The sequence below is a fragment of the Thermococcus sp. GR5 genome (assembly GCF_012027535.1).
Classification (GTDB): Archaea; Methanobacteriota_B; Thermococci; order Thermococcales; family Thermococcaceae; genus Thermococcus; species Thermococcus onnurineus.
The window spans coordinates 90,141-111,513 of sequence record NZ_SNUN01000006.1; the positions used below are offsets into that span (position 1 = coordinate 90,141).

General features: G+C 52.4%; 30 protein-coding genes. 8 read left to right on the forward strand and 22 right to left on the reverse strand.

Features of this window, described 5'->3' with window-relative positions:
* Positions 1–2: 2 nt before the first annotated feature.
* From E3E33_RS07180 to E3E33_RS07200, 5 genes are all read right to left on the reverse strand, one after another.
* Entirely contained in the window at positions 3–1,145 is a 1,143-nt protein-coding gene (locus E3E33_RS07180; RefSeq protein ID WP_012572282.1) for a glycosyltransferase family 4 protein, read from the reverse strand.
* The gene (locus E3E33_RS07185; protein ID WP_167711333.1) at positions 1,146–1,934 is read right to left on the reverse strand and encodes a UbiA family prenyltransferase; all 789 of its coding nucleotides are present in this window, start codon (positions 1,932–1,934) and stop codon (positions 1,146–1,148) included.
* 42 nt (positions 1,935–1,976) lie between these two features.
* Positions 1,977–2,825, reverse strand: a complete 849-nt coding sequence (gene speE, locus E3E33_RS07190; protein ID WP_012572284.1) for a polyamine aminopropyltransferase — start codon at positions 2,823–2,825, stop codon at positions 1,977–1,979.
* 51 nt (positions 2,826–2,876) lie between these two features.
* Complete coding sequence (locus E3E33_RS07195) at positions 2,877–3,350, reverse strand: pyruvoyl-dependent arginine decarboxylase (protein ID WP_167711332.1); 474 nt, start codon at positions 3,348–3,350, stop codon at positions 2,877–2,879.
* A 164-nt stretch (positions 3,351–3,514) separates the two neighbouring features.
* Positions 3,515–4,663, reverse strand: a complete 1,149-nt coding sequence (locus E3E33_RS07200; RefSeq protein WP_012572286.1) for a cation:proton antiporter — start codon at positions 4,661–4,663, stop codon at positions 3,515–3,517.
* A 78-nt stretch (positions 4,664–4,741) separates the two neighbouring features.
* On the opposite strand from E3E33_RS07200, the gene E3E33_RS07205 reads away from it, so the two are divergent.
* On the forward strand, positions 4,742–5,149 hold the full coding sequence (locus tag E3E33_RS07205) for an ACT domain-containing protein (protein WP_012572287.1): 408 nt from the start codon (positions 4,742–4,744) through the stop codon (positions 5,147–5,149).
* Here the strand turns inward: E3E33_RS07205 and E3E33_RS07210 are convergent.
* The 8 genes from E3E33_RS07210 to E3E33_RS07245 are packed head-to-tail and all read right to left on the reverse strand — an operon-like array spanning position 5,132 to position 8,922.
* Positions 5,132–6,634: a proton-conducting transporter membrane subunit gene (locus E3E33_RS07210; RefSeq protein ID WP_012572288.1), complete on the reverse strand. Its 1,503-nt coding sequence runs from the start codon at positions 6,632–6,634 to the stop codon at positions 5,132–5,134. The genes E3E33_RS07205 and E3E33_RS07210 overlap by 18 nt on opposite strands.
* Positions 6,631–6,921: a cation:proton antiporter subunit C gene (locus tag E3E33_RS07215; RefSeq protein WP_048055085.1), complete on the reverse strand. Its 291-nt coding sequence runs from the start codon at positions 6,919–6,921 to the stop codon at positions 6,631–6,633. The genes E3E33_RS07210 and E3E33_RS07215 overlap by 4 nt, the downstream gene beginning before the upstream one ends.
* Positions 6,914–7,315 carry a Na(+)/H(+) antiporter subunit B gene (locus E3E33_RS07220; protein ID WP_012572290.1) on the reverse strand — a complete coding sequence of 134 codons (402 nt, stop codon included), beginning with the start codon at positions 7,313–7,315 and terminating at the stop codon, positions 6,914–6,916. Before E3E33_RS07220 ends, E3E33_RS07215 begins: the two co-directional genes overlap by 8 nt.
* Positions 7,312–7,554 (reverse strand): hypothetical protein, encoded by a 243-nt coding sequence (locus tag E3E33_RS07225; protein ID WP_012572291.1) that lies wholly within the window; start codon positions 7,552–7,554, stop codon positions 7,312–7,314. Before E3E33_RS07225 ends, E3E33_RS07220 begins: the two co-directional genes overlap by 4 nt.
* A complete protein-coding gene (locus E3E33_RS07230; protein ID WP_012572292.1) occupies positions 7,551–7,781 on the reverse strand; it encodes a hydrogenase subunit MbhD domain-containing protein in 231 nt (76 codons plus the stop codon). The genes E3E33_RS07225 and E3E33_RS07230 overlap by 4 nt, the downstream gene beginning before the upstream one ends.
* Positions 7,762–8,076: a monovalent cation/H(+) antiporter subunit G gene (gene mnhG, locus E3E33_RS07235; RefSeq protein WP_167711331.1), complete on the reverse strand. Its 315-nt coding sequence runs from the start codon at positions 8,074–8,076 to the stop codon at positions 7,762–7,764. The genes E3E33_RS07230 and mnhG overlap by 20 nt, the downstream gene beginning before the upstream one ends.
* Positions 8,069–8,341 carry a monovalent cation/H+ antiporter complex subunit F gene (locus E3E33_RS07240; RefSeq protein ID WP_012572294.1) on the reverse strand — a complete coding sequence of 91 codons (273 nt, stop codon included), beginning with the start codon at positions 8,339–8,341 and terminating at the stop codon, positions 8,069–8,071. Before E3E33_RS07240 ends, mnhG begins: the two co-directional genes overlap by 8 nt.
* The gene (locus E3E33_RS07245) at positions 8,317–8,922 is read right to left on the reverse strand and encodes a monovalent cation/H+ antiporter subunit E (RefSeq protein ID WP_167711330.1); all 606 of its coding nucleotides are present in this window, start codon (positions 8,920–8,922) and stop codon (positions 8,317–8,319) included. The genes E3E33_RS07240 and E3E33_RS07245 overlap by 25 nt, the downstream gene beginning before the upstream one ends.
* Before the next feature lie 196 nt (positions 8,923–9,118).
* On the opposite strand from E3E33_RS07245, the gene gcvH reads away from it, so the two are divergent.
* Positions 9,119–9,523, forward strand: a complete 405-nt coding sequence (gene gcvH / locus E3E33_RS07250) for a glycine cleavage system protein GcvH (protein WP_167711393.1) — start codon at positions 9,119–9,121, stop codon at positions 9,521–9,523.
* Between the two features lie 77 nt (positions 9,524–9,600).
* Positions 9,601–9,939 (forward strand): hypothetical protein, encoded by a 339-nt coding sequence (locus tag E3E33_RS07255; protein WP_167711329.1) that lies wholly within the window; start codon positions 9,601–9,603, stop codon positions 9,937–9,939.
* Between the two features lie 280 nt (positions 9,940–10,219).
* On the opposite strand, the gene gltA is transcribed toward E3E33_RS07255, so the two are convergent.
* Positions 10,220–11,671: an NADPH-dependent glutamate synthase gene (gene gltA, locus E3E33_RS07260; RefSeq protein ID WP_167711328.1), complete on the reverse strand. Its 1,452-nt coding sequence runs from the start codon at positions 11,669–11,671 to the stop codon at positions 10,220–10,222.
* Positions 11,671–12,537, reverse strand: a complete 867-nt coding sequence (locus E3E33_RS07265) for a sulfide/dihydroorotate dehydrogenase-like FAD/NAD-binding protein (RefSeq protein WP_167711327.1) — start codon at positions 12,535–12,537, stop codon at positions 11,671–11,673. The genes gltA and E3E33_RS07265 overlap by 1 nt, the downstream gene beginning before the upstream one ends.
* A 165-nt stretch (positions 12,538–12,702) precedes the next feature.
* On the opposite strand from E3E33_RS07265, the gene E3E33_RS07270 reads away from it, so the two are divergent.
* Positions 12,703–12,915, forward strand: coding sequence for a hypothetical protein (locus E3E33_RS07270; protein WP_012572300.1), 213 nt, complete (start codon positions 12,703–12,705; stop codon positions 12,913–12,915).
* Here E3E33_RS07270 and E3E33_RS07275 read toward each other — a convergent pair.
* Both E3E33_RS07275 and E3E33_RS07280 read right to left on the reverse strand, forming a co-directional pair.
* A complete protein-coding gene (locus tag E3E33_RS07275; RefSeq protein ID WP_012572301.1) occupies positions 12,902–13,663 on the reverse strand; it encodes a tRNA (adenine-N1)-methyltransferase in 762 nt (253 codons plus the stop codon). The two genes, E3E33_RS07270 and E3E33_RS07275, sit on opposite strands and share 14 nt — an antisense overlap.
* A complete protein-coding gene (locus E3E33_RS07280) occupies positions 13,644–14,282 on the reverse strand; it encodes a DUF257 family protein (protein WP_167711392.1) in 639 nt (212 codons plus the stop codon). Before E3E33_RS07280 ends, E3E33_RS07275 begins: the two co-directional genes overlap by 20 nt.
* Before the next feature lie 57 nt (positions 14,283–14,339).
* On the opposite strand from E3E33_RS07280, the gene E3E33_RS07285 reads away from it, so the two are divergent.
* Positions 14,340–14,684 carry a signal recognition particle protein Srp19 gene (locus E3E33_RS07285; RefSeq protein WP_012572303.1) on the forward strand — a complete coding sequence of 115 codons (345 nt, stop codon included), beginning with the start codon at positions 14,340–14,342 and terminating at the stop codon, positions 14,682–14,684.
* Here E3E33_RS07285 and E3E33_RS07290 read toward each other — a convergent pair whose 3' ends face one another.
* Positions 14,685–14,930 carry an Lrp/AsnC family transcriptional regulator gene (locus E3E33_RS07290; protein ID WP_012572304.1) on the reverse strand — a complete coding sequence of 82 codons (246 nt, stop codon included), beginning with the start codon at positions 14,928–14,930 and terminating at the stop codon, positions 14,685–14,687.
* 138 nt (positions 14,931–15,068) lie between these two features.
* On the opposite strand from E3E33_RS07290, the gene E3E33_RS07295 reads away from it, so the two are divergent.
* Positions 15,069–17,249, forward strand: a complete 2,181-nt coding sequence (locus tag E3E33_RS07295) for an ATP-dependent DNA helicase (protein WP_167711326.1) — start codon at positions 15,069–15,071, stop codon at positions 17,247–17,249.
* A 47-nt stretch (positions 17,250–17,296) separates the two neighbouring features.
* Complete coding sequence (locus E3E33_RS07300) at positions 17,297–17,854, forward strand: dephospho-CoA kinase (protein WP_167711391.1); 558 nt, start codon at positions 17,297–17,299, stop codon at positions 17,852–17,854.
* Here the strand turns inward: E3E33_RS07300 and E3E33_RS07305 are convergent.
* Positions 17,840–18,649 (reverse strand): ZIP family metal transporter, encoded by an 810-nt coding sequence (locus E3E33_RS07305; RefSeq protein ID WP_012572307.1) that lies wholly within the window; start codon positions 18,647–18,649, stop codon positions 17,840–17,842. The genes E3E33_RS07300 and E3E33_RS07305 overlap by 15 nt on opposite strands.
* 70 nt (positions 18,650–18,719) lie before the next feature.
* Between E3E33_RS07305 and E3E33_RS07310 the strand changes: the two genes are divergently transcribed.
* Entirely contained in the window at positions 18,720–19,127 is a 408-nt protein-coding gene (locus E3E33_RS07310; protein ID WP_012572308.1) for an RNA-binding domain-containing protein, read from the forward strand.
* A gap of 10 nt (positions 19,128–19,137) precedes the next feature.
* Here E3E33_RS07310 and E3E33_RS07315 read toward each other — a convergent pair whose 3' ends face one another.
* The 3 genes from E3E33_RS07315 to E3E33_RS07325 are packed head-to-tail and all read right to left on the reverse strand — an operon-like array spanning position 19,138 to position 21,366.
* The gene (locus E3E33_RS07315; protein WP_012572309.1) at positions 19,138–20,415 is read right to left on the reverse strand and encodes an ABC transporter permease; all 1,278 of its coding nucleotides are present in this window, start codon (positions 20,413–20,415) and stop codon (positions 19,138–19,140) included.
* Positions 20,412–21,167, reverse strand: coding sequence for an ABC transporter ATP-binding protein (locus E3E33_RS07320; protein ID WP_167711325.1), 756 nt, complete (start codon positions 21,165–21,167; stop codon positions 20,412–20,414). Before E3E33_RS07320 ends, E3E33_RS07315 begins: the two co-directional genes overlap by 4 nt.
* A complete protein-coding gene (locus tag E3E33_RS07325) occupies positions 21,157–21,366 on the reverse strand; it encodes a helix-turn-helix transcriptional regulator (RefSeq protein WP_167711324.1) in 210 nt (69 codons plus the stop codon). Before E3E33_RS07325 ends, E3E33_RS07320 begins: the two co-directional genes overlap by 11 nt.
* Positions 21,367–21,373 lie beyond the last annotated feature (7 nt).

A 21,373-nucleotide genomic window follows, 5' to 3' on the forward strand; every position in this document is an offset into this window, starting at 1 on the left:
CCTTACCCCATAAGGAGTGCATCCTCATAAGCCTTTTCTATCTCTGCAGCGACCTTTTTCCACGAGTAACGCTCCTCCACAGCTTTCCTTCCGTTGCTTCCGAACCACTTCGCGAGTTCCTCGTCGTTGAGGAGCTTTTGAATTGCATCCCTAAGCGAAAGCTCGTTGCCTGGTGGAACGAGGAGTCCACTTCTACTCTCCTTAATTATCTCGGGGATTCCCCCAACGTCCGTCGCGACAACGGGGATGCCCGACGCCATCGCTTCGAGAATTACTATACCGAAAGCCTCCGCCGTAATGGATGGAAGGACAAAGACATCCGCCATGCCGAAGAGCTTCGGAAGGAGAGAGCTCTCCACATAGCCAAGGAAGCGCACCCTGTCCTCCATCTTCAGGAACTTAGCCTGCGCCTTCAGGAAGGGAAGCATCTCACCCGAGCCAACCAAGATGAGTGTCGCGTCCTCTATCTTCGAGAAGGCATTGATGAGAACTTGAGGTCCCTTGCGGTAGCTCATCCTGCTGACATACAGGACAACCTTTCCCTCAATACCGAGTTCTGACTTGAGGCGGTCTCTTTCCTTATTACTCAAGGGTTTGAAGATCTCATCGTCTACCCCGTTCGGGATGACCCTCACAGGAACATCCGTGAAGTGGTTGATGAACGCCTCTGCAGCCTTGCTGACAGCTATTATTTCGTGGGGATAGCGGAGATATCTGCTAAAGAGAGGGATAGTCAGTCCGAGAGCTTCCCAGAGCCGCGATTCGTAGGAGAAAGATATGCTGTGGGTTGTCAGCAGGGTCGCCTTCCCGAGGGTTCTACCGGCTTTAACAGCCTTGAGCGCAAGGGGTGTAAAGGCGTGGTGGGAGTGCACGACATCGTAATCCTCCAAAAATTCACCCAGCCCTTCACTCGATGCGAGGGAGTAGCTCATGTTGATCCCAAGTATAGGGCTTACCCTCCCCGGAACCTTAACGAGTTCGATGCCAAGGCTTTCGAGTTCCTCCTCCTTCCCGGTCTCGAGATCGTTGGTAACAATGGCCACTTCATGACCGCGCTCTCCGAGGTGAATTGCAAGGTGGTGCATGTGGCTGGCGACGCCGCCGACCTTGGGGTAGTACCAGTCACTGACGAGGGCGATCTTCATTCACACCACCGTCCCGAGCAGGTGTGTGATGAGCAAAGCGACCACTCCAGCATCCATGAGCCTGTAGTTGTCCTTGAACCCGTAAACGGCCACTCCCAGTGCCCCGAGGGCGAAGTTGAAGGAAGCGAGCAGGAGCACCAGTGAAAGGGCCGAGAAGACCACCACGAGGGTCTCTGAGGCTTCCCTGCCGAGGACTATTGGCGTGGTTTTCAAGCCTGCCCTGAGGTCGCTCTCGTAGTCCTCAAGGTGGTTTCTCAGCTCCAAGGCAAAGGAGTAAAGGAGCACCGCGACGGCTATGGTTATCTCCCCCCGCGTGAGGATACCATCGAAGTAAGCCCCGTAGAGGAAGGGCAGCACCCCGAAGAATATTCCGTGGGAGAGCACGTCGATTATCGGACGGGCCTTGAGCCTCGGTGGGGCTGAGTAAATCGTTGCAAGGGCAACCATTGTAACGTATATCCAGAACTCGCCTCTGCCAAGGGTGCTGGCGAGGAAAATTCCCACGAGAATAATCAATGTGGCGGATATGACTCCAGCACGGAAGCTCAGCTCACCGCTGGCTACCGGATTCTTATCCCACTTGGCCGGGTTGAGGGAATCGGTATCGGCATCGAAACAGTTGTTTATCGCGAAGGCATATGCAACATACAGGATAAGCGAGACAACCAGTATGAACGCATCATAAACATCGGGATTACGGGAAAAACTCATCGCCAGGCCAAGGAGGCCAATGCCAATGAACGCTCTTCCATCGGGGATTCTGGTGTTTTTGAAGGCTGCCTTGAGCACGGGTTAATCACCTCCAAAAAGGTATTGAAGTAAGGAGGAGGGTCAGACCTTCTCCAGAAGCTCCCTCACGTACTTTGGCATCTGAAAGAGGGTTTCGTGCCTCTCAGGGTCGTAGTAGTAGAGCTTAAGCTCCTTAGCGCGCTGAAGGTCAACCTTTCTGAAGTTAATATCTCCCTTGACTCCGACGAGGAAGCTCCATGGAGATGCGTAGCCTATGACAGGGAAACTGAAGTAGTGGACTTCGTCGAAGACCTTCCCCATATCCCTGTAGGCGTCGAGCAGCTCGTTGGTGAATAGGTACACGCTGCCCGCCTGGGTGATATACAGACCGTTATCGTTGAGCTTCTCGTATGCGTTTCTGAAGAATCCCTCGCTGAAGAGCATCTTTGCCGGTCCAACAGGGTCCGTTGAGTCAACGATGATGACGTCAAACTTCTCGTCCGTGTTTTTGAGGTACTCAACGCCGTCGCTGACTATCAATTCCGCCCTCGGATCCTCGAAGGCGCCCCTCGCGACGTTCATGTAGATCCTGGAGACCTCTATGACCATCTCGTCTATCTCGACCATGATGGCCTTTTCTACAGTTTTGTGCCTCAGCACTTCCCTCAGCGTTCCTCCGTCGCCGCCACCTATGATGAGCACCCTTCTCGGATTAGGGTGAGCGAGCATGACGGGGTGGACGAGGGGCTCGTGGTAGCTTTCCTCACCCATCTCGACGAGCTGAACCGTCCCGTCAAGGACAAGGAGTTTGCCGAAACCTTCGGTTTCGTAGAGCTCAAGCCTCTGATACTTAGTCTGGGTCTCAAAGAGCCTCTCCTTAACCCTGAAGCCCACTCCGTAGCCCCTTGGATACCACTCGATGAATGCATTCTCCTGCTCGTTAAATCCCATAAGTTCCACCTCTAAAAGCTGAAGAAGGGAAAGGGCTTAAAAACTAAACCCTCAGTAGGGGAACATTACGACAGCGGCTATGGCCGCAGCCGGCTTGTCCCTGATGGTTATTTCGGCCGAGGCGACCTTGAACTCCTTCAGCTTCCAGCCTCTGACACGAAAGCCCTCCTCGACCATCTTCCTAACCATTTCCTCGGCCTCTTCCTTGGTGCAGTATCCGGCATACTCGTAGATTAGTCCGCCTGCATTGCCCTCACTGATGCCAATGCCAAGAGCGGCGCTGATGGTCATCCCGGGCTCGTCGCTCTCGATGTGCGCATAGACTGTCGGCAGGAGCATTCCTATTGGGACGTCGTGGACTTGGTCGATCCACTCGATGTGAGCGGGTATGACGCTACTCAGCTTAACGAGGTTGACATTGCCTATGCCCAGCTTGAGGAGGGCGTTATCGAAAGCGTTAAGTTTAGTCCCACCTTCTGCGGTGGCGGCACCTATAAAGGCTCTTTTCGGGGTCGTCCAGCTCATCCCAACTTCCTCCTTTCCTTTCTCACGGATTAGACGGTTATACATCAAAGCAAGGATTCGCTCACTCGCTACTCTGTAGGGGACTTAAAAACGTTTCGCTATATTGGAAAGAACGTCAAAAAATCTTTCTCTTGGGAAAACATTGGGGGACAAGATTTGGGGCATCAATCGACTGTTTCCTGCGGTTTTGCTAGGTAGTGATTCACCACTCTGCCCAGAGTGGCAGAGGTGAATATTCCAAGGACGCTTGCTAGAGAGGCCATGGCGTACATGTGTTCGCTTAAAACGCCCGAGACGTAACCGATTTCACCTACAAGAAGGCCAAGGACCCCGAAGCTCGCTATTCCAGCGCCCCTGACAATGGACGTTGGAACATCCTTGTGTCTAACTACGGCTGCCGATAGGATAAGCCTGGCGACGTAGACCACAGCGAAAAACTCCAGTACAAGGAGGGAAAGCTCTGTCTCAAAGTTCAGACCACGCCAGGCAAAGAATATTGGGGCAAAGATACCGTAAGTGACGCCGCTGACTATGGTGGTAAGCCTGTCGTATTGTTTGGTTCCAACGAGGTCGCTGTGCATCATGAGGCCTGCCAAGAACCCACCTATGCTGAAGTGCATACCAATCTCTTCGCTAATGAACGCTAGTGATGTTGAAAACACCATGAACAGTCCAAATACGGCCTCGTCACTCTTAAGCCTCCTCAGGAACCTTATGATGTACACTTTCTGCTTTATGCCTATGATGTAGTTGATGTACATAATGCCTCCAATAAAGACCGCATCCTTGAGGATACTGGTCACAATGGGAGTATAGTTCCCGGGGTTTTCATGTATTCTAACCATTATATAGACTATGAAGAGACTCATGACTTCACTTATGACCGCGTATGAGAGGGCAACGTGAAGGAAATCCTCACCAAAGAAGCGCTTGAGACGGAGCACTATTGGAGCGGACGCTATTGACAGTATCGCCGCTACAATGATGTTGTCCGAACTTATCATCCAGTTCGTGAAGGGCAGGGTCACCACAAACATTGCAATATAAGTGAGCACATAGAGGGGAAGGGTTATTCTGCCGGCGTAGTGGAGCTCCTCCGGCGTCACTTCAAGGCCAGCCGAAATCATCAGGAAAAAGAGACCAAGCTCGGCCATCAGAAGCATCTGATCTCTCGGCATCTCCAGCAGAATGGCGCTGAGTATCATACCCGCGGTTATTTCACCGAGGAAGCCAGGATAGCCCAGTCTCTCGAAGCCTTCAGCTAGAAGCCTCGCAAAGGCTATGATTACAAAGACGTACCCTATGATTTCCATGTTGGTTTCTTATGATGACAGGGGTTAATAATGTTTCTGATGGGCAAGGCTTTTATCAATTAAATGAGAGCTCCAATTATGAGGCACTACGAGATAGTTCGAATAAAGGAGAGAGGAAAGGTTGAGATACCCCTCGATTACGCCTACGAGCTCGGTCTTGTCGAAGGTGCCTACTTCCTCCTGGAGATTGACACGGATCTCAATGAGGTGCACATAGAAAGGATAGCCCTACCAGGGAAGAAGCTTGTGGAAGTTGAACTTATTGTAGATGACAAGCCAGGCGTTCTGGCGAAGATAAGCGGCCTCTTCGGGAAGCACGGAGCAAACATACTCTTCAGCGAGTCCGAGGAGCTTGAAGGCATAGAGCTGGCTGGGATAGTTGCGGTCATAGACGTGAGCGGGATGAGTGGCACGCTGGAAGAACTGAGAGGAGAACTTGAGGCGCTGAAAGAAGTTAAGGAAGTAGTTCTACGCCCCCTGGAGTAAGACCGATGCCAGAATTGCCAGTATAAAAACCGCCGTGAGGACGTTCACTTCCTCCCCTATTTCCCCGAAGCCGACGTGAGCTCTCTTCTTGAAGATATCCGCTGCCTTCAGGAGGAAGAACAGAACCATGGCCAGGACTACATATATGATGTCCTTTGGATCAAAGACGGCTCCTAAATACAGCCCAGAGCCTAAGGTGATGAAGGCGAGGAAGATGGAAGAAAACTTCCAGACAGCCTTAATGTCCTCAGAGGTGCCCCTTAGCAGGTAGTAGTTGAGCTTTGTGAAGGAAATCAGCGTGCCGACGCTTCCGGCGTAGAGGACATACTTCCATGCCCCATCGAGGCCAGAAGAGATCAAACCCTTCGCGTAGGAGCCTATGAAGGGAGAAACGCCGCCTATGGCCAGACTGAGCATGACCACGGAAAGCGCCATGATTGGCACGTTTCTGTAGCCGAACTTCCCTAGCTCCCGAGTTTTTCTTCCTAGAGCACCAACGCTCAGGAAAAGGCCACCCTTGAAGAGTGAATGAGCGAGCGCATAGTATGCCGCCCCGAGGAAGTTGAGACTCGCTATCCCGAGAAGCACATAGCCCATCTGGGAAACTGTGTGGTAAGCGAGCAGCCTCTTCGCGTCCCTTTGTAAGAGCGCCATAGTTATGCCAAAGAAAATGGACACGACTGCCGTACCCATGGCGAGGGTCCTTAAGGTCCCTCCTACAGGAAGGGCTAAGAACATGAGAATCAAGCCGTAGGCAGGAGCTTTAACCACCGCCCCCGAGAGAACCGCGCTGACCGGAGTGGGAGCACTCGAATGGGCATCCGGAAGCCATGAGTGGAGCGGAAAGATGCCTGCCTTCAGGAGCAGCGAGGCGAAGGCTATCCCAACGGCCGCGTTCAACTCTTTTGAGGGGACAGCGTTCTCGGATATAAGGATCAGGTTTAGATAGCCCGTCTCCATGTATATCAGCCCTATAGCGAAGACGAAGAAGTATGAAGCCAGAAGCGAGAGCATGAGGTACTTGAAGGCAGCTCTCCTAGAGTTCGGCTCGCCCGAGAAGGTTATGAGCGCGAAGGCCGAGACAGATGCAATCTCCATGTAGATGTAGAAGTTAAAGAGGTCTCCCGCTATGAACGCTCCCAGAAGGCCGGCGTGGAGAAGCAGTAGCAAAGCTAAAGCCTTGGGTGTTTTCTTGTCCCTGAAGTCGAAGTAAGATATTGAGTAAAGTGCCACAAAGGCAAAGAGTATGAGCTCCCCTACGATGAACGGCAGGTTCAGTTCGCTTATTCCCACCTCTATGCCGCTTATCCGGTTCCAGCCGCCAACTATCTCTCCCTTCGGGATGCCCATGAAGAGAACCGTGGCAGGGAGGATGGCACCGAGCAGGAAGGAAACCTGTATTATATGCCTTTTCACCCTCAGCGTGTCCAACAGGACGATGAAGAAGGCAAAGAGGAGCGGAAACGCCACCACAAGCGAAATCACTGCCCATCCCTCCGCATGCGCATTATAATCGCCAAGGCCAGGGAAGTTATCGCGACATCAACTACAAGGGTGGTGAGCATAAGCGTCGCTGGGAGCGGATCAACAGGGTCCGTGGGCATTATGGGAACGTCCTTTCCCGGCGAATATGCCAGTCCCACGAAGAAGAGAACCAGACCAAGGGAGACGACGTTAATGGAGAGCACTAGCTTTATCGGCTCCTTTTTGGCCATCAGGCCGTAGGTCCCGATGAGCATGATTACTACTCCAGCCTGTTCCGGGCTAATCACTTTCAACCCACCTCAGCAGGATGTAGAATACGAACGTGAACGCCGCACCGACCTCAAGGCCGACGATGACGTTGAACGGAAGGATTATCCCGCCCTCCGTGGGCAGGAAGTTGGCATAGAACGCCCCAAACGCAAGTCCAGTTATTCCCAAGAGTACGAGCATCGCCCCGGCGGAGCTCTCTATGAGGCTTGCCCAGTTGAATTTGAACTTCTTCCGGACTTTTTTATAGCCATGGGAAGTGATAAGAAGTATTACCGCCACCGCGAGGATTACACCACCCTGGAAGCCTCCTCCCGGGCTGAGATGGCCGTAGAGCATGAGGTAAGCCGCGTAGGTTACGAGGAAGGGGCTGACGAGCTTCGTGGTCGTCCTCACGACGATGCTCATCTTCACTTCTTCTTCCCTCCAATGAGCAAGTAAAAGCCAATGACGGCGGTGAAGAGCAGACTCGCCTCTCCGAGGCTGTCATAGGCCCTCCAGCCAGCTAAGATGGCCGAGACCAGGTTGGGTATCCCTATTTCATCCCAGTTCTCAACGTAGTAGGCATAACTTCCGCCAAAGGAGTGGGAGTAGTCCAGGCTAAGGAGGACGACGGCCAGTGCGAGAGTTATCAGGAGAGCGACCTTCCTCACCTCGTCACCTCCTCTATCGTAAAGAGGAATATCCCTATGACTATCGCGCCGACAACTATGGCTGAGAGGGCAACGTCGGGGGCTCTGAGCTCGAATAAAGCCAAGATGAAGAGCAGGCTGAGGAGGGAGTACTTAACAACTGCACTAACCAAGTTCTTTTCCTCAACAACGGCCACCGCGAGTATTATCATGGCCACAAAGACGACATCAAGGATTGTCCCAAGCATACATGTCCACCACTACTTTGGGCTTTACACCGTACTTATAGGCCCCACGCGCTATGGCATGGGAGACCATGGGGTTTATCATCGCTATCAGGAAGGCCAGCACAAGAAACTTCAGTCTCACCAGGACCGGAGCGTCCATCATGAGGACGAGCGCTAAGATTATGCTCATCGCGCCACCAGTATCGCACTTCGTTGCCGCGTGGAGGCGGGTGTAAACGTCGGGAAAGCGAAGTATACCCAAAGCGCCAAAGAGCATAACCGCCCCACCGAACAAAAGGAGTATCGTCTCAATCATGAACGGCCCTCCTCTCCAGATATTTGGCCAGAATTAACCCCCCAACGGCGTTCACCATGAGCAGGACTATGGCGAGGTCTATTAGATAGTACTCCTTCCGGATGACCGATACAATGGCTATTATCATCACAACCTTCGTCGTTATCGTGTTGAGCCCCACTATCCTGTCAGGCAGGGTCGGTCCTCTAACCACGCGGTAGGTTATCAATATCGCCGTGAAGACCAGCAGGTAGAAGGTACTCACCAGAAGACTTTCTTGAGCCATTCCTCGATATCCCCCTTTATCTTCTCCCCGGCCTTCTCACGGTTGAGCGTTTCGAGGTCTATCCAGTGGACGTAGAGGTAAGTTTCCCCGAGTTTCTTGCTGACGTCAAGGGTTAGAGTTCCCGGCGTCAGGGTTATGGAGTTCGCCAAGATAGTAACGCCCGTATCGGAGTGCAGATCAGTCTTTATCTTGACTATGCCCGGATGGATGTCTAAGAAGATCACGTTTTTAGCCACCTTGAGGTTGCTTTCTATGAGCCTGAAGGCCATTATGATGAGGTACTGAGGAAGGTAGAGAAAGGTGAAATAGAGAAGTTTCTCCAAAACGTGGCCGGTCCGCCTTATGTCCTCGGTCAGCATGTCCCTCATGAACAAGGCAATTATCAGGGTAACCGTTGCACCCAGAAAGAGATTCCTCGGCTCGAGGTTAGCAGAGATGACCACCCAGAATGCCAGCAGGGCGGCCCAGGTGAGGACTATCCGCTCCCAGACCGGGAGCTTCGACGCCTCAAACCTCTCATGGAGAATCCTTTCTCGGAGGTTCTCGAGCCTCTCTTTGAGGTAGAAGGGGATGCGGCTCATGTTGTAATCTATAGCACGGGAAGTTATAATGTTTTTGTAGATGCAAAGAGAATGCCCAGAAATGTGAAATCCGTTCGGAGAACTCCCCAAAAATAGGGAATTTTTACGCTCAGAGCCCTTCTCGACCGGCCATGAGAGGGTTCCGTCATGGAAAGGTTTAAATCTCGAGCGGTTTTAGAGGAATTTGGTGGTGCTCATGATTGAGGTCGGTGAATACAAGGTCAAGGAGGGCCTTTACTACACGAAGGACCACGAGTGGGTCCAGGTTCTTGAGGACGGTACTGTTCTCGTCGGAATAAGCGACTACGCCCAGAAGGAGCTCGGTGACCTTGCCTACGTCGAGCTTCCTGAGGTCGGTAAAGAGGTCAGCAAGGGCGACGTTCTCTGTGAGCTCGAGAGCGTCAAGGCCGTTTCTGAGGTCTACGCTCCGGTCAGTGGCGAGATTGTCGAGGTCAACGAGGAGCTTGAGGACAGCCCCGAGGTTCTTAACGAGGATCCCTACGAGAACTGGATAGCCAAGCTCAAGCCGAGCAACCTCGACGAGGAGCTCAAGGAGCTCATGGACGCCGAGACTTACGCGGAGTATCTCAAGTCCCTTTGATTGCACTCAACTTTTCTCTCCCTTTCGCTTCGGAACGCTTAAGTATCTTACAGCCCTATTCCCTTCGGTGGTTCCCCATGAAGGTTCTGAAGGAATGGGACGTTAAGGTTAGACTCGTGAAGACGAAACGCGGTGCTGTTCTTCACATGATAGAGCTCGAGCCTGGGCATTTCTACCTCGAACAGAACCCGCTGAAGGACTCCAAGTACGGCGTTGCCTACCGGAAGATTAAGGAGAACTTCCCCGAGTTCTACATGTTCTGGGAGATAAAGAACAACCGCTACACGGGCAAGCTCCTCGCTGGAGCGTTCTTGGAGAAGAAAGAAATAGACGAGTTCGTTACACTCCTGGCAAAGAGTGAGGACTTCAAGAAGTTCGAGGAGATACTGGAGGAAATCGAGGAGATGGAGGAGTGAGCTCAGCCTTCGGTTTTCATCATCTTTTCGCTGCACGAATCGCAGTTTCAGATACCCTAGAGGTCTTCATCGCTCGTTTCATCCTCTTTTCAAGGGGTTAAAAGGCTGACGGCTCGGCCAGTATGCCCTTCATCATGGCATGCCCGATTCAGCCACTCCGGAGCTCGTCATCGCCGGGAGTTTTATTCGTCGGGAAATTGATAAAGGTGCCGCAAATTCTAGGGCAGAAGCATGAGATAGTAGTCGTAAGAGGAAAGTTGAGAAGAACAGAAAAAAGAGCTCAGGCATTCTCTCTCTGTTCTTCCCTCTTCTTCGTCAGATACTCATGGATGGCTTTGGCAGCCCTCCTCCCGTCACCCATGGCAAGGATAACCGTTGCTTCGCCCCTTATCGCATCGCCACCGGCGAAGACCCCTGGAATGCTCGTCATGAGGTTCTCGTCGACGACTATCTTACCGCGCTCGACCTTCAGGCCAGGCGTGTTGACGATGAGCCTGTTTGGATGCTTGCCTATGGCTATGATGACCGTGTCTGTCTCGATGGTGACGTACTCGCCGGTGCCAACTATCTTCCTCTTACCTCTGCTATCGCGCTCATCGAGCGGCCTCATCTTCTCGAACTTAACCGCCTTGAGGTTGCCCTTGCCGTCGCCTATGAACTCGACCGGGTTGAGGAAGAACTCGAACTTGATGCCCTCCTCCTTGGCGTGCTCAACCTCCTCGACACGGGCACTTACATCCTCGGGACCGCGCCTGTAGGCGATGATGACCTCGGCGCCGAAGCGCCTCGCGCTCCTCGCTGCGTCCATTCCGGTGTTTCCGGCACCAATGACTATAACGCGCTTGCCGACTTTGACGGGCGTGTCGTACTCCAGGAACTTATAGGCCTTCATGAGGTTGACCCTGGTCAGGAACTCGTTGGCCGAGTAGATGCCGTTGAGGTTAATTCCTGGAGCGTTGATGAACCTCGGCGTTCCAGCTCCGGAGCCAATAAAGACGGCGTCGTACTCCTCGAGCAACTCTTCCATGGTGACGGTCTTTCCGACGATGTGGTCAGTCAGGATTTTCACACCGAGCTTCTTGAGCTTTTCAATCTCGCTCTGGACTATCTCCTTAGGCAGCCTAAACTCTGGAATGCCGTACATAAGGACTCCGCCGGCCTCGTGGAGAGCCTCGTAGATTGTGACGTCGTAGCCGAGCTTGGCCAGCTCGCCAGCGGCGGTAAGTCCGGCCGGACCGGCTCCGATGATTGCAACTTTCTGGCCCTTCTTCTTTATCTTGGGCACTATCTCAAAGAGAAGCTCCTCGTCTATGCCGTGCTCCCTCGCGTAGTCGGCGACAAACCTCTCGAGCTTGCCGATGTTTATCTTGTCACCAACTTTGCCCATAACACAGTTCATCTCACACTGATCCTCCTGAGGGCAGACACGACCGGTGGTTGCCGGCAGAGAGTTGCAGGCCCAGATGACGTTGAGAGCCTCCTTAACGGCCTTGTCAGGGTTGTCACGGTACTCAACGAGCTTGCTTATGAATCCTGGAATGTCGATGTGAACAGGACATCCCTTGATACAGGGTGCATAGTTGTATGGACACTGAAGGCAGCGCTCGGCCTCCTTAACGGCCAGCTCGAAGGTATAACCAAGATTGACTTCTTTGAATGAATTTATCCTTTCCCCAACCGGGATCTCGGGAGTCGGAACGCGTTCCTTAATGAGCTTTCTCTTAAGGGCCATCACTGCCCACCTCCCTGGAGGGCTTTCATGTACTCCTGCATGGCCTTCGCCTCCAGGTCAGTATAGTAACCGCTCCTCGCTATGAGCTCGTCCCACGCGACCTGGTAGGCGTCAAACTCTGGACCGTCTATGCAGGCAAACTTAACCTCGCCGCCAACGGTGACGCGGCAGGCTCCGCACATTCCGGTTCCGTCGACCATGATTGGGTGAAGGTCAACCTCCATTGGGACTCCAAACTCCTTGACGACGTTGAAAACCGCTCTCTGGTCGCCCGCCGGGCCGACCATGAAGACCAGGTCAAAGCCCTCCTTCTCCAGCATCTCATGAACCTTCTCAGTGAGCCTCTTGGTAACGTTCCTCATGTTCGCCGGGAAGTCTAGATTTGGATCTATTGGAACGGATTCAACTATGTGTCTTGAAACTGCCCCCTCAAGCTCCTCTTTTAGAACTACCATCGGTTCAAAGGTAACGTTAAGGGTCGTAACATCGTTTCCAAGTTCCTGCCACGCCTTGGCTATCGGGAAGACCTCCACTATTCCGGTGTAGGCCCCAATTGCGAGGATCTTCCCAAACTTCTTCATTGGAACGGGGTTTCCGAGAGGCCCGGCAATGTTGAGTATCTCGTCGCCTTCCTTGAGCTCAGCGGCCATTCTCATGGTGGTCCTTCCCCTGGTGAAGACCACGAGAACTATCCAGCCCTCTTCGCGATCCCACATGACAGGGGTGAGAGGGATTCTCTCTCCGTTCTCGAAGGCCCTAATGATTACGAACTGCCCCGGTTGAACCTTTCTGGCTACATGGGGGGCGTGAACTTTATACCAGGTGTTGCGCATGGCAATCTCCTTTTTCTCTAGGATTTTATACACAATGAACACCTCCGTACACGTGGTCAAACTTGGGCATCTAAAGGTTTGCAATATAAAGTGTTTATAAATATGTTGTCAACCAAAGGTTTAGTTATCGGAAGGATCCTCGGGTGCGTAGGGAAAAGATTAAAAAACGTTCTGCAAAGAGAGGTTAGGAGGACAACTATGGTACGGCTCGTTTATTACCTCTCAACCCTGCTGACGGCTGTGGCCCTCTTCTGGCCGGTCATATACGGCAACGTCCCGGCGCTGAGAGTACTTCCAGGAAACCCCCTGGTTCAGGCCATCGCAGGGCTCGTGATATTTGGGGGATTGGCCTATCTGACCTTTGAGGAAGAGAGCCCGAAGAACAATGAAGAAGGACTCACAGCTTTCTAAGGAATGTTATGTATCCCGTGTGTGCCAGCATCGTTGTTTTTGGTCTCATGCACTCCTTCTTGACCTCGTGCTCCCTGACAAGGACCTCTACAACCCTCGGTTTGTAGAAGTGATCCCTGTACTCCTGAAGGGCCTGGAAGAAGCGATGAACCTGGTTCATGCACGGCGTGTAGGCGACAAAGTAACCCCCGGGCCTGAGGACTTCAACGGCATGCGGGAGAACATTCTCGGGCTGTGGAAGGTCAAGGACAATGTGGTCGGCGTAGTCCTCATCGATGCCCTCGTAAATGTTCTTGAGCTTTATCGTGACCCTGTCAGAGAAACCGGCCAGCTCAACGTTCTTCTGAGCTATCCTGGCGAAGTCTTCCCTTACCTCATAGCTGATAACCTTGCCGGCCGGGCCGACGATGTTCGCTAGGAAAATCGTCAGCGCTCCACTGCCAACGCCGGCCTCTATAACCGTATCTCCCGGTGAGATTCCAGCGTAGGCGATGATTATTCCCGCGTCCTTGGGATGCACTATCTGGGGCCCTCGTTTCATTTTGGCTATTATGTCGTTGATGTCTGGCTTCAGTATCTTGAACTCCTCACCCTTGTGGCTGGTCAGGGTGTCTCCATAGCTCTTATTGAGAAGCTCCCCAAGGTTGATTATACCCAAATCCGTGTGGAACTCCCTATTCGAGACCGTTACGAGGTACCTCTTCCCCCTCCTGTCTATCAGCAGTACCTTATCCCCCTCCCGAATCAAATGCCTCACCGCCCTTCTTTACTATCAGGCCATCTTTTGATATGTAGAAAACCATCGAGGCCATCTCCTCGAGCATCGCTACGTGCTCCCTGCTTAAAATGTCGACGTTGATGAAATGGATTCCAACCCACTCCTCCAGAGGGATGGTGCTGATGCTCGTGAGTATTGCTTTCACAGCCTCATCTCCCCCAAAGTGGACGTAGAGGGCAATCCCAAAGGTTACGAAGTACTCCGGCTTGGTGGGGAAGTGCGTCATCTTGTTAATGACCGTGTGGTAGTTCTTCAGGAAGCTGTGAGAGTCATAGACGGGCACAACTTCTTCTATCACCTCGCCGTAACTGGCTGAGCCCGGACCGATCTTGACAATCTTAATTTCCTTGATGAGCTCGATTATCTTTGAGTATCCCTTACCGGACACCTTACGGGTGTATTTCCGGAACATAAGATCACCAATGCCAAAGAAGTCACCTATAACAACCCCACCCCTCTCAACAAGTGCCGGAATCAGGAAACTCCACGAGAACTCCTCTACAGGATATGTTGATGGATACCCCACAAGAATAATGTCTCCTCTGTTGGCCTTACCAAAGAGATATTTCTCAAAGACGGAAGTGTCCATAGGGCTCACCAAAAGGGTTTTTAACCGCTCCTCTTTTAAACCTTTTAGGTGGAAGGGATGAGAAAGTTCGTAGTGTGGCCCAACGAGCTCGATGCAAGGCTTAGCAGGCGATACGGGCGGACCATTGGAAAGGAATTTGCCGTTGATGGGCCAACGATTCAGGAAATCGTTGATGCAGTCGAAAGCCTCGGGATGAAAGTTGTCGAATTGGATGAGAACAAGCTGAATCCAAGGTTAGCCGGCCTCGACGAGGAGTACAGAAGGCGTGGCATGGTCAGGATAGAGAGCAAGCACCCCAAGGGCAAGAGCCTGAAGATGATAGGTCAGAAGATCAGGGAAATCAGAAAAACCCGGGCTAAGGCCAAAGACAAGAAGTCCAAATCCAAGAGGAAAAAGAGGTAATCACTCCTCCTCTTCCATTTCTACGACTATTGCAGTGGTAGTATCGATGACGCCGTCGATGTTGTGTATGTCGTGGAGTATCCTTCTGGTCAGCTCGCCGAGGTCTTTGGCCTCTATATGAACTATGGCATCATAGGGGCCCGTAACTGCGTCGGCCTTGGTAACTCCAGGAATCTGCTTGAGGGCCTCTATGACGCTCTCGACTTTTCCAATCTCAACTGTCAATAAAACGTACGACCTAACCATTTTTCACCACCGCGGAAAGACTTTACGTTTTTATTTAGCCGACCATCTCATTTAAGCTTTTCGTAGGGGCCGAGTGATAGGCTCTCCCGCTAAAACCAAAAACCTATAAAGCGCCCCGCCGATTTTTTCTGGTTGACCATGAGGGTTGAAGAGCTTCCCGTTGACAAGAGGATAAAAAGGATCATCCTGGAAAGGGGCATAGAGGAGCTCTATCCTCCCCAGGCGGAAGCCCTGAGGAGTGGAGTGCTGGAAGGGAAAAACCTAGTCCTGGCCATTCCAACGGCCAGCGGAAAGACCCTCGTTTCCGAGATAGTGATGGTTAACAAACTCCTGCGTGAGGGGGGCAAAGCAGTCTATCTCGTTCCCCTTAAGGCCCTGGCCGAGGAGAAGTACCGTGAATTTAAGGAGTGGGAAGTCCTCGGTCTCCGCGTTGCCGCCACAACCGGCGATTACGACTCCACAGATGAGTGGCTCGGGAGGTATGACATAATCGTCGCGACTGCCGAAAAGTTTGATTCGCTTTTGAGGCACGGCTCGAGCTGGATTAAAGACGTTAAACTCGTCGTGGCGGATGAAGTCCATCTCATCGGTTCTTACGACAGGGGAGCGACGCTTGAGATGATTCTAAGCCATATGCTTGGCAGGGCTCAGATTCTGGCCCTGAGCGCCACCGTCGGAAACGCTGAAGAACTGGCCGAATGGCTCAACGCCGAGCTCGTCGTGAGCAACTGGCGGCCGGTCCAGCTCAGAAAGGGCGTTTTTGCACAGGGTGAGCTCTTCTGGGAGGACGGAAAGATAGATAGGTATCCAGCCAACTGGGACTCGTTGGCTATTGACGCCGTCAAAAGAGGTAAGCAGGCCCTCATTTTCGTCAACACAAGGCGTTCCGCTGAGAAGGAAGCTGTGAGCCTGGCCCCAAAGATAGCGAGGCTTCTGACTAAGCCGGAACAAAGAGGGCTCAAAGAGCTTGCGGATTCCCTTGAGAGCAATCCCACCAACGAGAAGCTCAAGAAGGCTTTGAGGGGTGGTGTAGCCTTTCACCACGCCGGCTTGAGCAGAACTGAAAGGACGATGATAGAAGATGCCTTCCGTGAAGGTCTGATTAAGGTAATTACGGCGACTCCGACGCTCTCCGCAGGATTAAACCTTCCAGCTTTCCGCGTTATCATAAGAGACACTAAGCGCTACTCCAACTTCGGCTGGGTTGACATCCCAGTTCTCGAGATACAGCAGATGATGGGGCGCGCGGGAAGGCCAAAGTACGACAAGGTTGGAGAGGCTATAATCGTTGCGAGAACCGAGGATCCAAAGAAGCTGATGGACAGATACGTCTTCGGAAAGCCTGAAAAGCTGTTCTCCATGCTCGCCAATGAGTCCGCCTTCAGAGGACAAATTCTAGCCCTAATAACAAACTTCGGAGTGGAAAACTTCCGAGAACTCATAAACTTCCTAGAAAAGACCTTCTACTTCTACCAGAGAAGCGACACCTCCCATCTAGAGTGGAAGGCCAAGGAGATAGTCTACTTCCTCATTGAGAACGAGTTCATAGACATGGACATTGAGGATCGCTTCATAGCCCTTCCCTTCGGCAGGAGGACTTCCCAGCTCTACATAGACCCGCTCACTGCCAAGAAGTTCAAGGACGCCTTCCCGAAGCTCGAAAAGAACCCCAATCCCTTCGGAATCTTCCAGCTCATAGCTTCAACACCCGATATGGGCACGCTGAACGCACGCAGGAAGGAAATGGAGGACTATCTTGACCTGGCCTACGAGATGGAAGAGAAGCTCTACGTCAACATCCCCTACTGGGAGGACTACAGGTTCCAGAGCTTTCTCAATGAGGTCAAGACGGCCAAGATTCTCCTTGACTGGATAAACGAGGTGCCTGAGACGAGAATCTATGATACATACAACATCGACCCCGGCGACCTTTACAGAATCCTTGAGCTCGCCGACTGGCTGATGTACTCGCTCATCGAGCTCTACAAGCTGTTCGAGCCAAAGAAAGACGTTCTGGACTACCTCCGTGACCTGCATCTAAGACTCAAGCACGGCGTCAGGGAGGAACTTCTTGAACTGGTCAGACTGCCCAACATCGGAAGGAAGAGAGCGAGGGCGCTTTACAACGCGGGCTTTAGAACAACGGAGGACATCATGAAAGCCAAAGTGAGCGAGCTCCTGGCAGTTGAGGGCATAGGTTTGAAAGTCGTAGAGGGATTGTTCATGCACTTTGGCGTCGAGCTCCCAAAAGCCTCAAAGAAAAGCACAGAAGAGAACAGAAAGAGGAGAAAGGGGACCCTGGATGACTTCCTGAAGTGAGCGGATTAAATTTTTAAATCCAGGCCTTTTACTTTGGCGTGGGCACTATGATAATCATCGTGACAGGAATGCCAGGTTCAGGAAAAAGCAAGATCGTTAAAGAGTTCGAGAAGAGAGGTGTCCCGAGCGTTTCTATGGGCGACGTCGTAAGGGAAGAGACTGCCAAGCGTGGCCTCGAGCTCACAAAGGAGAACGTTGCCAAGGTGAGCATTCGCCTGAGGCAGGAACTGGGCCAGAATGCCGTGGCAAAGCTCGCCGTTGAGAAGGTCAGAGAACTGCTCAGAAAGAATAAAGTAGTTGTAATCGACGGCGTCCGCTCTCTTGACGAGGTAGGAACCTTCAGGAGCGCTTTTCCTAGTGAGGAGATCATCATCGTCGCTGTCCATACACCGCCACATATGCGCTTCGAGCGGCTCAAAGCCAGGGGAAGACACGACGACCCGCAGAGCTGGGAGGACTTTGAAGAGCGCGATTGGAAGGAGCTCAAGTTCGGCATCGGAAACGTCATAGCAATGGCCGACTACATGATAGTCAACGACTGCCCGAAGGAAGAATACGAAAGAAGAGTTCAGGAGCTCGTTGAGAAGATTTTAGCCGAGCATTGAGTCGAGGAAGAGCATCACGTAGAATCCAACGAAGAAGCCCAGAGTTACAAGCGTCTCGTTTTCTTCTCTCCTATATATCTCAGGAATCATCTCCTTCACAGTTACGTAGAGCATGGCCCCTCCTGCCAACCCAAGGCCGTAGGGCAGAGACCAAGCAAAGGCCGTGAAAAAGATCGCTCCGAGGATTACCATCGCCATCTCAGCCAACCCGCTCAGAACACCGATCATAATCGGTTGGAGGCGCTTTTTCTGAATGACGGCTAGAGGGAGCGAGACGACAGTCCCTTCAGGGAAGTCCTGGATGCCTATAGCGATGGCCGTAACTAGGCCAACCTCAAGGTTGTAAACTAGAGAAGTACCAACGGCTAATCCCTCTGGCAGGTTGTGGATTATGAGGGCGAGAACGAGGAGCCAGACCTTCCGGAGCCTATCTTTCAAATCGCTTGGGCCTTCGTAGCCCTTGACCATGTGCTCGTGGGGGATGAGGCGGTCTATCACGGAGATCACGAGAATGCCAAGGGCTATTCCAATTCCAGCCGGCCCAAAGCCCCCGGTGCTTTCTATAGCAGGGAGAATTAAGCTGGTGAAGCTCGCGACTATCATAACTCCAGCCGCAAAGCTCAGGCTGAAGTCAACTCCCCTTTCAGGGATGTTCTTGGCGAATATTGCCACCATCGCGCCGAGAGAGGTCATGATAGCCACAAAAAGGCCCGCATAGAAGGAGACCCACAGGATGCTGCCCCCGGAGATCTCGAGCATCCATTCGGCGAGGTTCGAGATGAAGTTGTCTAACACTGTTAGGCCACCCTAATTAATAGGGGGGTTGCCTTTATAAGCTTTGGGTCGAGTGGGTGACGGTGGGAATATGTTCGAGGAAGTTGAAGTTGAGGCTTACGTTTATCCGACGGAGGATATAGAGAAGGTCAAGAGGGCGATGCTGAATCTGATTCCGGATTTGGAGTTCGAGGCATTCGACAGAGGAGACTACATCATCTTGACCGGAAAAACCAGGAGCAAGAAAGCCCTTCAGAGGCTCTACGAGCTTTTCCGCGGCCAGGCAATACTCGACACGGCGCGCTCTTTCCTTGAGGAGGGCTACTTCGGCGAGGAGATAATCATAAAGGTCAACAAACAGGCAGCTTACGCTGGAGTGGTGAACTTCAACGAGGAATCCCCGCTAGGCCCGATAACAATAATCATCCGTACCAAAGATCCGCAGAGGCTCATGAAGTGGCTCGCACCGAGGACAAAAGATGGAGTACCTATAGAATAAAAAGAAAGGCTCACCCCATCTTCTTCCTTCCCCAGCTTATTTTTGCCGTCATAACCTTCTCCGTTGAGAATATCCACGCGGTAACGTAGAGCGTCAGTCCGGCCATTAAGGCAAGATACCCCACGCTAAGAAATACTGAACCGTAGTCACCAAGGAGGATGTAGCGGTAGTCCACTATCGGGTGTGTGAACGGAATCGCCAGCAGGACATACTTGATGGCCACTGGCAGGTCGCTGATGTCAGTGTACATAAGGAGGAACGCAGGAAAGGCAAGGGGCATTATCACTGCGCTCACCACCGTTGTGGCGCTCTGCACGTCTTCCGCGAAGATTGCGAGTATCATCGCCAAGCTGAGGGAGAATATTATGGTCAGGAAGACGACGAGGGCGAAGAGGAGCATCCCCATCGGCGTCACGCTGAGACCAATGTCTTCGAGGGTTATGCCCGTCGCCCCCAGACCGAAGGAGCCGAGGTAGCTGCGCATTCCTATCATGTAGGCTATCGCCGCCATCAGACCCATGACGGCGGTTCCAAAGATCTTGGCACCTACTATCTTTGTTCTGGCAACGGGAAGGGTCAGGAGCGTCTCAAGGGTTTTGTTCTCCTTTTCGGCCGCCATCGCCCCGGCAGCCATCTGGGCGGTGACCATCACCATAAGGAAGACTATCATAGGTATTGAAAAGGCCTGTGAGGCTATGACGTTCGAGACTATGCTCGGCTGGATGTCAACTATCTTACCCCTGATGACAGATTTGCTCTCTGTCTCTATCGGCCGAAGTATCGCGTCTGGATTTCCAGCCCCGAGCTGCTCAATCTTTATCCGGGCTATCCCATCGCTTAGAACTCCGATAACGGCGTTTATCCTGCCCTCACTGACGCTCTCCTTTATACCCGCACCGATTGTCGTGAAGATACCGTAAATTTGAACTGTAGCTTTCTCGTTTTCTTCAAGCCTCGTCGAAAAGTCTGGAGGGATCACTACAAGAACGTTCTGCTTCTCCAGAACTGCCTTCTGAAGGGCTTCATCCAGGGATGTTGCGTTGATGACCGCGACAGTTATGTTTGGAGTTACCTCAAGGGCCTTTATCAGAACTTCACCGTACCCTCCCTCGTCGAAGTCCACTATGGCGACCTTCGTCTCGCCCTGTGCCTGCTCCAGCCCAAGGGTTATTACCTTGCCCATGACCGGGAACAGGATGAGAGGTATAACCACAAGACCGAAGATAAGCTTCCTGTCCCTGAAGAGGTTCCTGAGTTCTTTCTTCGCCATCACCCAGAAGTCGCTCATGAGCCCTCACCCCCAACGGGTTCATTGATTTCCGCCCCCACAGCCCTCATGAAGACCTCTTCGAGGTTCTCAGCGCCGTACTTCTCCTTGAGCTCGGCCGGAGTGCCCATGTCGACTATTCTGCCCTCATTGATGAGAGCAACCCTGTTGCAGAGGTACTCGACTTCGAGCATGTTGTGGCTCGAGATGAGAAACGTAACGCCCTCGTTCCTCGCGAACTTCCTGATGGTCTTCCTTATGGTGTAAGCGTTGACTATATCGAGGCCGCTTGCGGGTTCGTCAAGAATTGCCAGCTTGGGCTTCACCATCAGAGCCCTCGCTATAAGGAGCTTCCTCGTCATTCCTTTGGAATACGTCGAGACTTTGTCATAGAGCCTGTCCCCCAAGTCGCTCAGCTTAACGCCGAGCTCCAGCATCTCCTCAAAGTTCCTCCCGCCCTTGGCGTAGAGCCTCGCCATGAACTCGAGATATTCGTAACCCGTGAGGTTCTTGTAGGCGCCAGCTTCCTCCGGCAGGTAGCTTATGAACTCCCTGACCTTTGAGGCGTCCTTGACAACGTCGTAGCCAGCTATGCTCGCCTTTCCAGCCGTTGGTCTGAGGAGCGTTGAGAGTATCTTTAACGTAGTACTCTTTCCCGCACCGTTAGGCCCAATGAGACCGAAGATTTCGCCCTCCGGAATCTCGAAGCTTATTCCCTTGAGGGCCTTCACTTTTCCGTAGTCTTTCTCGAGGTTCACAACCTCAACTATCATCCCTCTCCCCCTCGTAGACGAAAATGTCTTCAATGAGAACTCCAAAAAAGCGCGCTATCTTGAAAGCTAGCTTAAGCGATGGATCATACTTACCCTTTTCTATCGCTATTATCGTCTGCCTCGTGACGCCGAGGGCTTTGGCCAGCTCCTCCTGGGTTAGTCCCCTAGCTTCCCTGAGCTCACGGAGGCGGTTCTTCATAAGTCAT